The 12,509-nt window shown below is 74.3% G+C and carries 12 protein-coding genes; 4 read left to right on the top strand and 8 right to left on the bottom strand.

The features are described from left to right. Positions 1–3 precede the first annotated feature (3 nt). Positions 4–600 (top strand): cob(I)yrinic acid a,c-diamide adenosyltransferase, encoded by a 597-nt coding sequence (cobO, locus tag ACWEPF_RS04215; RefSeq protein ID WP_380149053.1) that lies wholly within the window; start codon positions 4–6, stop codon positions 598–600. 16 nt (positions 601–616) lie between these two features. Next, complete coding sequence (locus ACWEPF_RS04210; protein ID WP_452171337.1) at positions 617–1,984, top strand: cobyrinate a,c-diamide synthase; 1,368 nt, start codon at positions 617–619, stop codon at positions 1,982–1,984. Positions 1,985–2,141: 157 nt separating this feature from the next. Here ACWEPF_RS04210 and ACWEPF_RS04205 read toward each other — a convergent pair whose 3' ends face one another. The 6 genes from ACWEPF_RS04205 to ACWEPF_RS04180 all read right to left on the bottom strand — a co-directional run bounded on the left by ACWEPF_RS04205 (position 2,142) and on the right by ACWEPF_RS04180 (position 8,029). Beyond that, on the bottom strand, positions 2,142–2,687 hold the full coding sequence (locus ACWEPF_RS04205; protein WP_452171336.1) for a GNAT family N-acetyltransferase: 546 nt from the start codon (positions 2,685–2,687) through the stop codon (positions 2,142–2,144). Positions 2,688–2,758: 71 nt separating this feature from the next. Continuing rightward, positions 2,759–3,892: an FAD-dependent monooxygenase gene (locus ACWEPF_RS04200; protein WP_452171335.1), complete on the bottom strand. Its 1,134-nt coding sequence runs from the start codon at positions 3,890–3,892 to the stop codon at positions 2,759–2,761. A 43-nt stretch (positions 3,893–3,935) separates the two neighbouring features. Continuing rightward, entirely contained in the window at positions 3,936–4,499 is a 564-nt protein-coding gene (locus ACWEPF_RS04195; protein WP_452171334.1) for a GTP-binding protein, read from the bottom strand. A gap of 1 nt (position 4,500) precedes the next feature. Further along, positions 4,501–4,857: a DUF742 domain-containing protein gene (locus ACWEPF_RS04190; protein WP_452171362.1), complete on the bottom strand. Its 357-nt coding sequence runs from the start codon at positions 4,855–4,857 to the stop codon at positions 4,501–4,503. A 44-nt stretch (positions 4,858–4,901) separates the two neighbouring features. Beyond that, positions 4,902–5,342 (bottom strand): roadblock/LC7 domain-containing protein, encoded by a 441-nt coding sequence (locus ACWEPF_RS04185; RefSeq protein WP_380149045.1) that lies wholly within the window; start codon positions 5,340–5,342, stop codon positions 4,902–4,904. Next, on the bottom strand, positions 5,339–8,029 hold the full coding sequence (locus tag ACWEPF_RS04180; protein ID WP_452171333.1) for a nitrate- and nitrite sensing domain-containing protein: 2,691 nt from the start codon (positions 8,027–8,029) through the stop codon (positions 5,339–5,341). The genes ACWEPF_RS04185 and ACWEPF_RS04180 overlap by 4 nt, the downstream gene beginning before the upstream one ends. A 210-nt stretch (positions 8,030–8,239) precedes the next feature. On the opposite strand from ACWEPF_RS04180, the gene ACWEPF_RS04175 reads away from it, so the two are divergent. Continuing rightward, positions 8,240–8,716 carry an OsmC family protein gene (locus ACWEPF_RS04175; protein WP_345281235.1) on the top strand — a complete coding sequence of 159 codons (477 nt, stop codon included), beginning with the start codon at positions 8,240–8,242 and terminating at the stop codon, positions 8,714–8,716. A gap of 29 nt (positions 8,717–8,745) precedes the next feature. Beyond that, positions 8,746–10,308: an Rv2231c family pyridoxal phosphate-dependent protein CobC gene (gene cobC, locus ACWEPF_RS04170; RefSeq protein ID WP_452171332.1), complete on the top strand. Its 1,563-nt coding sequence runs from the start codon at positions 8,746–8,748 to the stop codon at positions 10,306–10,308. A gap of 7 nt (positions 10,309–10,315) precedes the next feature. Here cobC and ACWEPF_RS04165 read toward each other — a convergent pair whose 3' ends face one another. After that, the gene (locus ACWEPF_RS04165; RefSeq protein WP_452171331.1) at positions 10,316–10,897 is read right to left on the bottom strand and encodes a hypothetical protein; all 582 of its coding nucleotides are present in this window, start codon (positions 10,895–10,897) and stop codon (positions 10,316–10,318) included. Between the two features lie 89 nt (positions 10,898–10,986). Continuing rightward, the gene (locus ACWEPF_RS04160; protein ID WP_452171330.1) at positions 10,987–12,471 is read right to left on the bottom strand and encodes a VWA domain-containing protein; all 1,485 of its coding nucleotides are present in this window, start codon (positions 12,469–12,471) and stop codon (positions 10,987–10,989) included. Positions 12,472–12,509 lie beyond the last annotated feature (38 nt).

Raw genomic sequence — 12,509 nt, 5'->3', positions numbered from 1 at the left:
CCCATGCCCAAGGGCCAGCCCGAGACCGTCCCCGACGACGGCCTGACCACCCGTCAGCGCCGCACCCAGCCGATCACCGCTGTGCACACCGGCCCCGGCAAGGGCAAGTCCACCGCCGCCTTCGGGATGGCGCTGCGGGCCTGGAACCAGGGCTGGCCGGTCGGGGTGTTCCAGTTCGTGAAGTCGGCCAAGTGGAAGGTCGGCGAGGAGAACGCGCTCAAGGTGCTCGGCGCCTCCGGCGAGGGCGGCACGGTGGACTGGCACAAGATGGGCGAGGGCTGGTCCTGGGTCCAGCGCGACATCGAGTCCTCCGAGGAGGCCGCCAAGGAGGGCTGGGAGCAGGTCAAGCGCGACCTGGCGGCGGAGAAGTACCGCTTCTACGTGCTGGACGAGTTCACCTACCCGATGCACTGGGGCTGGGTGGACGTGGCCGAGGTGGTGGACGTGCTGAAGAACCGCCCGGGCAACCAGCACGTGGTGATCACCGGCCGCTACGCCAAGGACGAGCTCCTCGAACTCGCCGACCTGGTCACCGAGATGACCAAGGTGAAGCACCCCATGGACGCCGGCCGCAAGGGCCAGCGCGGCATCGAGTGGTAGTAGGAAGCCCGAGTCTGTGAACATCCCCCGTCTGGTCGTGGCCGCCCCCTCGTCGGGGGCGGGCAAGACCACCGTCGCCACCGGCCTGATCGCCGCGCTCGCCGCGCGCGGGCTCGCCGTCTCCCCGCACAAGGTCGGCCCCGACTACATCGACCCCGGCTACCACGCGCTGGCCGCCGGGCGGCCGGGGCGCAACCTGGACGCCTTCATGTGCGGGCCGGAGCGGATCGCCCCGCTCTTCCTGCACGGCGCCGCCGGGGCCGACGTGGCCGTGGTCGAGGGCGTCATGGGCCTGCACGACGGCGCCGCCGGGCGCGGGGAGCTGGCCTCCACCGCGCACGTGGCCAAGCTGCTGCGGGCACCCGTGGTGCTGGTGGTCGACGCCTCCTCGCAGTCCCGCTCGGTGGCCGCGCTGGTGCACGGCTTCGCCTCCTGGGACCCGGAGGTCCGGCTGGCCGGGGTGATCCTCAACCGGGTCGCCTCCGACCGGCACGAGCAGCTGCTGCGGGAGGCGCTGGAGGAGGGCGGCGGCGTGCCGGTGCTCGGCTCCGTCCGACGCTCGGCCTCGGTCGCCACCCCGTCGCGGCACCTCGGCCTGATCCCGGCCGTGGAGCGCTCGGAGGCGGCCCTGACGGCCGTCCGGGACATGGGTGAACTCATCGCCGCCTCGGTGGACCTGGACGCCGTGCTGGAGCTGGCGCGGACGGCCCCCGAGCTGACGGAAGCACCGTGGTCCGCCGAGGACGAGGTCGAGGTCGTGCCGGGGCGCCCGCGGATCGCCCTGGCGGGCGGGGCGGCGTTCTCCTTCTCGTACGCCGAGAACGCGGAGCTGCTGGCGGCGGCCGGGGCCGAGGTGGTCCCGTTCGACCCGCTGCGGGACTCCGAACTCCCGGCGGACACGGCCGGGTTGGTGATCGGGGGCGGCTTCCCGGAGATGTACGTCGGGGAGCTCAGCGCCAACGAGGGGCTGCGGAAGGCGATCGCGGAGCTGGCCGCCTCGGGGGCGCCGGTGGCTGCGGAGTGCGCCGGACTGCTGTACCTGGGGCGGGAGTTGGACGGCGTCGCGATGTGCGGGGTGGTGGACACCACCTCCCGGATGACGCAGCGTCTGACCCTGGGCTACCGGGAGGCGGTGGCGCTGACGGACAGCGTGCTCGCCCCGGCCGGGACCCGGCTGCGGGGGCACGAGTTCCACCGGACGGTCTGCGAGCCCGGGGCGGGCCCGGCCCCGGCCTGGGGTTGGCGCAGCCCGACCGGACCGCAGACCGAGGGCTTCGTCGAGGGCTCGGTCCACGCGTCGTACCTGCACCTGCACTGGGCGGGGGCACCGGAGTTGGCGGTCCGCTTCGTCCGCGCGGCGGCGGCCACCCGGCAGGGGGTCTAGGGGCGCGAGGAACTGCGCGAGACGGGAGGCGGCGGCCCGTGTGCCGGGTGCGGACGCTCACGTACACGTGAATCTCCGTACCCGGCACACGGGTCCGCGCCTTCCGCTTCGCGCAGTTCCTCGCGCCCCCGAAGCATCACGTTCTCCCGAAGGGGCGCTACCGGAGCGGGAGTTCGTAGATCAGCTCCAGGCCGTCCTCGTCGTCCCACTGTTCGCCGACGTGGGTGAAGCCGAAGGCGGCGACGGTGGCGAGGGAGGCCTCGTTGTCGGGGCTGATGGTGGCGCGGACGACGGTCACCTCCGGTTCGGCCTCCGCCTGCCGGATCAGGGCGGCGAGGATGGCCTTGGCGTAGCCGCGGCGGCGGTGGGCGGGGTCGACCCCGTAGCCGACCTCGACCATGCCGCGCTCGTCCGGCGGGCCGTGGAAGCCGGCGGCGCCGATCGGCACCTCGCCGGAGAGCGCGGCCCGGGTGACCCAGTCGGCACTGGTGGGGTCGTCGGCGATCTGGTGGTAGCGGCGGCGCCAGGTGCCGCGCATCCTCTCGTCGGCGGCGTAGTCGGCCAACGGCAGGCCCAACTCGGCGACGGCGGCGGTGAGGTCACCCTCCATCAGGAGGCCCATCACGGGGCGGGGCACCTGCACCAGGCTGACCTGGAGCGGGGCGTCGGGGGCGGAGGTCCACGGAGCTGATCGTTCTGTCACGCACGGATGCTCGCCCACCCTGCAGGGGCTGTCCAGCGGTTATCCGCCGGACAGCCCCGCGCGAGGGTGCGTCAGTAGGGCTTCACCAGGACGTGGGCGGCGCCGGGGATGCCGATCTTGAGGAGCTCGTCCTCCTCGGGGGTGGTGGGGGTGCCGGTCTCCTGCTTGAGGACGGCGCGGGAGAGCGACTGGACGAACATCGCGCGCGGGCGGCGGCGGGCCTCCCAGGCGGCCAGGGCGGCGGGCACGGACTCGGCGGCGTCCAGCTCCTGGGCGAGCACCAGGGCATCCTCGACGGCCATCGCGGCGCCCTGGGCGAGGTGCGGGGTGGAGGCGTGCGCGGCGTCGCCGGCCAGCACCACCCGGCCGACGTGCCAGGGCTCGTCGACGGTGACCTGGGAGATCCGGGAGTAGACCACGGCGGCCGGGTCGGTGACGTGGCCGAGCGCCTCGGCGACCGGGCCGGAGAAGCCGGCCAGGCGCTCGGCGAGCTGCTCGTGGGCCCGCTCCGGGTCCGGGCGGAAGTCCTCGGTCTCGGCGAACACGGCGCCCAGGTACATGAGTTCGTCGGTGATCGGGGTGAGCAGGGCCTTGGCGGCCTGGTTCCCGGTGCTCATCACCACGCCCTGCACCTCGGGCTGCCGGGGCACGGTGACCCGCCAGTTGGCGAAGCCGGTGTACTCGGGGCGGTAGCGCTCGCCGTACAGGCGGGTGCGCAGCGGGGAGCCGATCCCGTCGAAGCCGACCACCAGGTCGTAGCGGCCGGCGGTGCCGTCGGAGAGGGTGACGTCCACGCCCTCGCCGTCGTCGGCGAGTTCGGCGACGGTGGTGGAGAAGCGCACCGTGGCGCCGGCCTCGGCGGCGGCCCGGCCGAGCAGCTCGGCCAGGGCCGGGCGGGGTATGCCGTTGTTGGCGGGGGCCTCGTCCATCCGGGGCTGGGGGATCTTGGCCAGGGTGGCGCCGGCCGGGTCGCAGATGGTCAGCACCTCCCACTCGAAGCCGGCCTTCAGGCAGTCGTCCAGGACGCCGAGTTCGCGCATCACGTGCAGCGCGTTGGAGGGCTGGATGATGCCGACGCCGAGCGCGTCGAGCTCATCGCGCACCTCGGCGACCTCGACGGTGTGGCCGCGGCGGGCGAGGGCGACGGCGAGGCTCAGGCCGCCGATGCCGCCGCCGTGGACGAGGACGCGCAGGGGTTGTGCCATGGGGTGTCTCCGTTGGTTCGGGGGAGGTTCGCGGGGGACGGGGTCAGGCGACGGGGAGGGCCATCAGGTGGTCGACCAGGGCGAGCAGCACGTCCCGGCCGAAGGGCCGTTCGCGGATGTCGCCGACCAGCATCGGGACGTGCGGGTCGAGGTCGAGCGCGGCCCGGATCTCTTCCGGGGTCCGGGTGTTGACGCCGTGGAAGCAGTTGATCGCCACCACGAACGGGATGCCGCGGCTCTCGAAGAAGTCGATCGAGGCGAAGCTGGTCTCCAGCCGGCGGGTGTCGGCGATGACCACCCCGCCGAGCGCGCCGTTGACCAGGTCGTTCCACATGAACCAGAACCGTTCCTGGCCCGGGGTGCCGAACAGGTACACCACCAGCTCGGGGCTGACGGTGATCCGGCCGAAGTCCAGGGCGACGGTGGTGGTCTCCTTCTGGCCGACCCCGGCCAGGTCGTCCACGCCGACGCTGGCGGTGGTGAGGTACTCCTCGGTGCGCAGCGGGGCGACCTCGCTGACGGCCCCGACCATGGTGGTCTTGCCGACGCCGAAGCCGCCGGCGATCAGGATCTTGACGGCGTTGGCGCCCGCCTGAGTGGTCGTCATCTCAAAGCCTCCTCAGGCCTTCGCGTACGGCGGCCAGCAGACTCCGGTCGGCCCCGCCGGCGGCCCGGGCCACCGAGATCGGGGCGCGGGCGGTCAGCAGCCCCTGCTCGACCAGGTCGCCGAGCAGGATCTTGGTCACCGAGACCGGCAGGTCCAGGTCGGCGGCGACCTCGGCCACCGCGGCGGGGCGGCGGCAGCGGTCCAGGATCATCCGGTGCTCCGGCTGGAGCCGGCCGGGCCGGGCCGGCGCGCCGTAGGCGTCGACCGGCGCCGGCGCGCTGGTGAGCAGGGTGATCAGGGTGAGGTCGTCCCGCTCGGACACGGTGCGGCCGGAGGTGATGGTGTACGGCCGGACCATGCTGTCCGCACCGTCGTCGCCCTCCTCCTCGTCCCAGTAGGAGGTCACCCGCGCTGCCCGCTCCGGGCGGCGAACGCGTCGAACTCGCCGCGCTGGGCGGCGCCGAGCTTCTGGCCGACCTGCTGCACCAGGTTGTGCATGGCCAGCGACATCACCTCGGCGTCGACGTCCTGGGAGGCGACCACGGCCAGGTGGGTGCCCTGCCCGGCGGCGATGACGAACAGCCAGAGCTCGGCCAGCTCGACGATCACCTGGTGCACCGGCCCGCCGTTGAACAGCTGACCGACGCCGCGGGCCAGGCTCTGCTGGCCGGTGGCGACGGCGGCCAGCCGCTCGGCGTCGGAGCGGTCGATGGTGCGGGAGTGGCTGACCACCAGGCCGTCGTCGGACAGCAGGACGGCGTGCCTCGTCCCGGCCACCTGGTCCACCAGGCCGTCCAGCAGCCAGTCGAGGTCCTGGTGGGTGGCGGTTGTACGCGTCGTCATGTCCGGTCTTCTCTCGTCGGGATGGTGGTGTGGTGGTTTCCGGTGTCACCGGAGCGGGCCTCCCGGGACCGCCGCTGGAACGCACCGATGGCTGCTCCGGCCCGTCGGGGGGCCGGTCGGAACAGCGGGTTCTCGTCCCAACGGGGCGGCACGGGGGCGGGCTGCGGACCGTCGAGGTCGATCCGCAGCTCGTCCACCAGGCTGGCCTGGCGGACCCGGCGGGGCAGCGGCGGTTCGCCGCCCGGAAGGTCGGACACCGGCTCCGGGTGGTACGGCTCCGGCTGGTGGGGCTCGGGCCGGACGTGCTCGGGGTCGGTGCGGTGCGGCTCCGCCGCGTACGGCTCGGTCCCGTACGACTCCGCCCCGTACGGCTCGGCCTGCCACTGCGGCTCGGGGCGGTGGGGCTCCGGCTGGAACGGCGCGGGCTCGTAGGGCTGCGGCTGGTGGGCCTGTGGCTGGAACGGCTCCGGCTGGAACGGCTCCGCGCGGAACGGCTCCGGGGCGGCGAACCCCGCGGGCAGCGCGGGGAGGTCGTGACGGACCGTCACCTGCTCCCCGAGCGGTGCCGCCGGCGGCCCGCCGAGCTGCGGGAGCGGCTCGACGGTGGCGTACCGGTCGGCGCCGCCGATGGCGGTGACGCCGGCCAGCGCCTGGCCGCGCGAGCGGGTGGGCAGGCCGCCGTCCTGCTGCGGGGCGACGGCGAGCGGGCGGACCGTCGGGTCCGGGACGATCAGCTCCTCGGGGACGAGCACCACGACCCGGGTGCCGCCGAAGGCCGACTGGCGGAACTCGATCCGCAGGCCGTGCTGGGCCGCCAGGCGGGCCACCACGTAGAAGCCGAGCCGGATGTCGTCGCCGCGGGCCAGCACGTCGGTGCGGGGCGGACGGGTCATCAGGCGGTTGGCCTCGTCGATCTGGTCCTCGTCCATGCCGAGGCCGCGGTCCTCGACCTCGATCGCCACGCCCCGGCTGACCCGGCCGGCCCGGAGCTCGACCGGGTTCGGCGGGCGGGAGAAGCTGAGCGCGTTCTCGATCAGCTCGGCGAGCACGTGGGCCACCGGACCGACGGCGCGCTCGGAGAGCCAGGGGCTGCCGTCCAGGTCGATGACGACCCGGCGGTAGTCCTGCACCTCGCCCTGGGCGGCGCGCATCACGTCCAGCAGCGGGACCGGCTTGCGCCAGCGGCGGTGCGGGGTGCCGCCGGCCAGGATCACCAGGTTCTCCTCGTAGCGGCGCAGGCGCGCGGTGAGGTGGTCGAGGTCGAAGAGGCCCTCCAGGATCTCCGGGTCCTCGTGCCGGCGCTCCAACTCGTCCAGCTTCTTCAGCTGCTGACCGATCAGCAGCTGGGTGCGGCGGGCGATCCGCTGGAGCAGCCGCTCGAAGCCGCGGTGCTGCTCGGCCTGGGCGACGGCGGCCTGGATCGCACTGGCACGGGCCAGGTTGAAGGCCTCGGCCAGCTTGGCCAGCTCGTCCTCGGTGCGGGCCCAGGGGTCGGGCTCGATCGCCCGGGCCTGCTCCTCGGCGTCGATCTGCTCCCCGTTGCCGAGGCGTTCGACCACGGCGGGCAGGGTGTTCTCCAGCTCCTCGGCCTGCTCCTGGAGCCGGCCGATCCGGCGGCGCAGGGTGCGGGTGAGCCGCCAGGAGGTGACCGCGACCGCGACCACCGCGATCAGGCCGACCACGGTGGTCAGCAGCAGCCGCAGGGCCAGGGTCATGATGCTGCCCTTGCCCTCCTCGACCACCAGACCGGTGCGGTGCTCCATCAGCGCGACCAGCTGCGGGGTGATGGCGTCGATCGACTGGCGCCAGACGTCCCGGTCCGCGGTCAGCGCGATCCGGCCGTCCCGGCCGGGGGCGGCCTGCTTGAGCAGCTCCTGCTCGGCCCGGGTCTTGGCCTGCCAGGACTGCCCGGTGGCGATCTGCTGCCACATGGCGGTCTCTTCGGCCGGGAGGTAGGGCGCGACCAGGGTGTTGTACTGGAAGGTCTGCTCGGCGATCGCCTGCCGCAGCAGGAGGTGGTCCTCGGGGGCGAGCGAGCCGCTCGGCCAGCCGCGGGCCAGCAGGGCGTCCGAGCGGGAGACCATCTCCTTGGCCCAGAACAGGTTCACCAGCGGCTGGGAGATGGTGGTGATCCGGCCGTTGTCGACGTGGCTGAGCGCGGAGAACAGCTTGAGGTCCACCGCGATCAGGTCGGTGTAGTAGCCGTAGACGGCGGCCTGCTGCTGCTCACTGCCGCTGTTCACCAGGGCCCGCTGGGCGGGCAGCTGGGTGATGGCCTGCCGGGCCTCCCGGACCGCCTCGCGGACCTCCTCGGGCGCGTCGTCGGCCGACACGCCCGAGAGCTTCTGGAAGTCGGCGATGGCCTGGTCGGTCTTGACCCGCTGCGCCCGCAGCGCGTCGTTGACCCCGCTGTGGGTGGCCAGGACGTCGGCGCTCAGGCGCCGCTCCTCCTGGAGGTTGTAGTACACGATGTTGGACGGCTGACCGGCCTCCTGCGCGAGCAGGCCCTGGGCCGCCTGGCGCTGGAAGTCGAAGAGGAGCTGTCCGCTGGTGACCGCCCAGAGGGCGGCCAGCGCCAGCCCGGGGACAATGGCCAGCACGAGCAGGGTCGCGCGGAGCGACAGTCGGCCCGTGACGATCCGGCTGGAAGCGCGCGTGCGCAGGGCTAGCTCCTTCGGACGTGGCACCAGTCGTTCACAACTGGTCGAATCTGATAGGACTCTGACGGATGGATATTAGTCGTACCGCATATCGACGGGTGAAACCCCCATGGCGGTCTCGTGAACGACAGACCGTCACACCCCCTCTGAACTGCCGTTCCACACAACTGAACTGATGCAGCGACCAGGGCCGACAGGTCCAGACCTCACGACCACCCCGCACCCTCCGGAGACGTGATGAGCCGTCAGCACACCTACACCCTCGCCGTGACCTGGACCGGGAACACCGGCGCCGGCACCGCGAACTACCGCGCCTACGAGCGCTCCCACGAAGTCGCGGCCGAGGGCCTGCCGACCATCATCGGCAGCTCCGACCCGCTCTTCCGGGGCGACCCCTCCCGCTGGAACCCGGAGCAGCTGCTGCTCGCCGCGCTCTCCCAGTGCCACCTGCTCTCGTACCTGCACCTCTGCGCCGTGAACAAGGTGGTGGTCACCGCCTACGTGGACGAGCCGGTCGGCACCATGGTCGAGGGGGCCGGGGACGGGCGCTTCACCGAGGCGGAGCTGCGGCCCCGGGTGGTGGTGACCGAGCCCGGCATGGTGGAGAAGGCGATCGCCCTGCACGCCGACGCCAACCGGGCCTGCTTCATCGCCAACTCGGTCAACTTCCCGGTGCACCACCGGCCCGAGGTGACGGTCGCCACGGCCGACTGAGCGGCATTGACCGCCTCTGGCCAGGCGTGATGGGATTCCGGCGGTCCATCGGTCGTCAGGAGTCCGGAGAAGCCCCCGTGCAGCAGCCCTCCCTGGTCATCGGCGTCGGCGGCGGCAGCGGAGTGCCGGGAGCCGAGGTGCTGGCCCTGATCGACGCCACCCTGGCCGGCCTCGGCCGCGACCGCCGCGACGTGGCCCGGCTGGCCACCGTCAGCGCCAAGACCGCCGAGGCCGGGCTGCTCGCCGCGGCCGCCGCCCTCGCCGTCCCGCTCTCCGGCTACCCCGCCGAGGAGCTCGCCGCCGTCCCGGTCCCGCACCCCTCCGGGACGGCCGCGGCGGCGGTCGGCACCCCGAGCGTGGCCGAAGCCGCCGCCCTGCTCGCCGCCGGCACCGGCGCCCGCCTGCTCGCCCCCAAGCACCGCTCCGCCCGCGCCACCGTCGCCATCGCGACGCCGGGCCCGGCCAGGGCCGCCGAGGGGAACGGGCACGGAAGCACCGCGACGGGGACCGGGCCTGACACGGCGGAGCCCGGCACAGCCCTCCCCCCGGGAGGGCCCGGCGGGGAGCCGGATCTGCGGCATCACGGGGACGCGGAGGTGCGGGCGGCCGGGCTGGTGGACCTGGCGGTGAACGTGCGGACCGGGACGCCGCCGCAGTGGCTGCGGGAGCGGCTGGCCGCGACCCTGGGCGACCTGGCGGCGTACCCCGAGGGGAGCCGGGCCAGGGCCGCCGTCGCGGGGCGGCACGGGCGGCCGGTGGAGGAGGTGCTGCTGACCTCGGGGGCGGCGGAGGCGTTCGTGCTGCTGGCCCGGGTGCTGGCGCCCCGTCACGCCGTGGTGGTGCACCCGCAGTTCACCGAGCCGGAGGCGGCACTGCGCGACGCCGGGCACCGCGTCGGCCGGGTGCTGCTCTCCCCCGCCGACGGCTTCCGCCTCACCCCCGGCGCCGTCCCCGAGGAGGCCGACCTGGTGGTGGTCGGCAACCCGACCAACCCCACCTCGGTCCTGCACCCCGCCGCCACCCTCGCCGCCCTCGCCCGCCCCGGCCGGACCCTGGTGGTGGACGAGGCCTTCGTCGACACCGTCCCCGGCGAGCGCGAGAGCCTGGCCGGCCTGCGCGACCTGCCCGGTGAGGTGGTGGTGCTGCGCAGTCTGACCAAGACCTGGGGCCTGGCCGGACTGCGGATCGGCTACGTACTGGGCCCCGCCGGGCTGATCGCCCGCCTCGCCGCCGCCCAGCCGCTCTGGCCGGTCTCCACCCCCGCGCTGGCCGCCGCCGAGGCGTGCAGCACCCCCGCCGCGCTGGCCGAGGCGGAGGCCGCCGCCCACACCATCGCGGCCCAACGCGCCCATCTGCTGGCCCGGTTGGCGGAGTTCCCGGCCGTCACCGTGCACGGGGAGCCGGCCGCCTCCTTCCTCCTCGTCCACGTCCCCGGCGCCGCCGCGCTGCGCGAGCGCCTGCGCGGGGCCGGCTACGCGCTCCGCCGCGGCGACACCTTCCCGGGCCTGGGCCCGGACTGGCTGCGGATCGCGGTCCGGGACGAGGCCACCACGGACGCCTTCGTCGCGGTGCTCCGGGAGCTGCTGCCCTGACGGGTGGTCAGTGCCCGCCCTTGGGTTCGAGGCAGCCGCCCTCCATGTAGACGCCGTGCACCTCGGCGTTCACGGTCGGCCCGAACCGGACCGTCACGCACGGCCCGACGCCCGGGACGAAGAGGGCCAGCAGCCCCGGCGCGTAGTCCAGTTGGACCTGGACGATCTCGCGCGGGTAGCCGAGGTTCTCCACCGTGGCCCGCACCGAGGCCTCCCCCGCCGCCATCCCGTCGCGCGGAAGCGCCGCCACCAGGCGGGCGGCGTGCGCCTCGCCCCGGCAGCGGGCCGTGGCGGAGAGCCCGAGGGTGGTCTTGAAGGCGTGGTTCTCCGCGTACTTGGGGTTCTCCGGCGCGGGGCCGCCGCCGGTGGCCGCGGAGGGCGTCGCGGTGGCGTCGGTGACGGCGGCACAGCGCTGCGCCACCTCCGGGAAGCGGGCGTCGTGCGCGGCCAGCGCCTCGGTCGCCCGCTGCGCGGCCGAGGCCTGGACCGGGGGCACCATCGCCCCGGGGCCGGACGGTGCCGGACGGCTGCCGCAGGCGGCCGCGGTCAGGAGCAGGCCGGCGACAGCGGGCAGCAGGAGGCGTCTCACGGCGGGGCTCCGGTTCACGAGGGGTGCGGCACGGTCGTGCCGATCATGCCGCACCCGTCCGACGGCGGTCGTGAGTACCCCTGCCCAGCTCAGGTCCGGCGCACGATCCCCAGCGCCGTGGCCTCGGCCAGCCAGCGCGGGTACTCCTCCAGCAGCGCGTCGTAGAGCGCGTCCTCCTGCCAGGAGCGCGGGTCGTCGCCGGCCGCGAAGAAGTCGGCGTTGTCCACCTTGCGGCCGTCCAGGTCGTCCAACCCGGCCAGGAAGCCGAGCTGTTCGCGGCGGCCGAAGCCGACGAACTTCCAGAACAGCGGCTGCTTGGACGCCGACTTCAGGGCCCGCCGGGTGGCACCGCCGTCCGAGGGGTCGCCGTCGGTCTGGAAGACCACCAGCGCCGGGGTGCCGGGGGCGCGGCGCTCGTGCAGCTTGGTGACGGCCTTGATGGCCGGGGCGTAGTTGGTACCGCCCATGAAGACGCCCTCGCGGACCTCGTTGATCCGGCCCTGGTGGGTGGCGAGTTCGAGCTCGGTGGTCTTGGCGATGGTGTGGGAGAAGAGCACCAGCGGGACGGTGCCGTCGTCGTCGAGGTTGGCCGCCAGGCCGAGCACCTGCTCGGCGAAGACCTGGACGTCGCCGCGGTCGTAGAACCGCCCCATGCTTCCCGAGTAGTCCAGCACCAGGTAGACGGCCGCCCGCTGTCCGGCGAGCCCGAGCCGCTGCAGGGAGGCCCCGGCGCTCTGGTACTTCGTCAGCAGCGCGGGGGCGACGGCGGCGACCTTCTCCAGGCTGATCGCGGGGGCGGCGAGGGCGGGAGTGTGAGCGGCGGAAGGAGCGGGGGCAACCGCAGGAGCGGGGAGGACCGCGGGAGCGGGGGCGACCGCAGGAGCGGGGGCGACCGCAGGAGCGGGGAGGACCGCAGGAGCGGGGGCGACCGCAGGAGCGGGGGCGACCGCAGGAGCGGGGAGGACCGCGGGAGCGGGGGCGACCGCAGGAGCGGGGGCGACCGCAGGAGCGGGGAGGACCGCGGGAGCGGGGGTGGGGGCGACGGCGGGTTCGGGAGCGGCCGGTGCGGGTTCGTCCTCGACGCTCACGCCGTAGTCGGTGGCCAGCGCGGCCAGCCCGCCCGCGTAGCCCTGGCCGACGGCGCGGGCCTTCCAGAGCGTGCCGCGCCGGTAGAGCTCGGCCAGCACCAGGATCGTCTCGCCGTCCGCCATCCCCGGCGGGACGAACTCCAGCTCCGCCGCCGTGCCGTCGCCGATCCGCACCGAGGGCGTGGTCTCCGGCCGGAAGGTGGTGCCGGGCAGCTCCACGTCCACGCTGGCGACCACCACCACGGCGGCCACCTCCGCGGGGAGCTCGGCCAGCCGGGCGGTGATCCGCGCCCCGTCCAGGCGCACGCCGTCGCGGTGCGGGTTGTTGAAGAAGACCAGGTCCTGGTCGGTCCTGACCTTGCCCCGCTCGTCGACCAGGAGCGCCGAGACGTCCACCGCCACCCCGCCGGAGGTGACCGTGACGGTCACCTCCGGTCCGGTGAGCGGGGCGTTGGCGCCCTTGGCGAGGCTTCTGGTGTCGGGCATCTGGGTCCCCCGTGTCGTTCCTGCGGAGGTCACAGGGT

This window comes from Kitasatospora sp. NPDC004289 (assembly GCF_053602875.1).
This window is presented reverse-complemented; position numbering and strand designations above follow the sequence as displayed.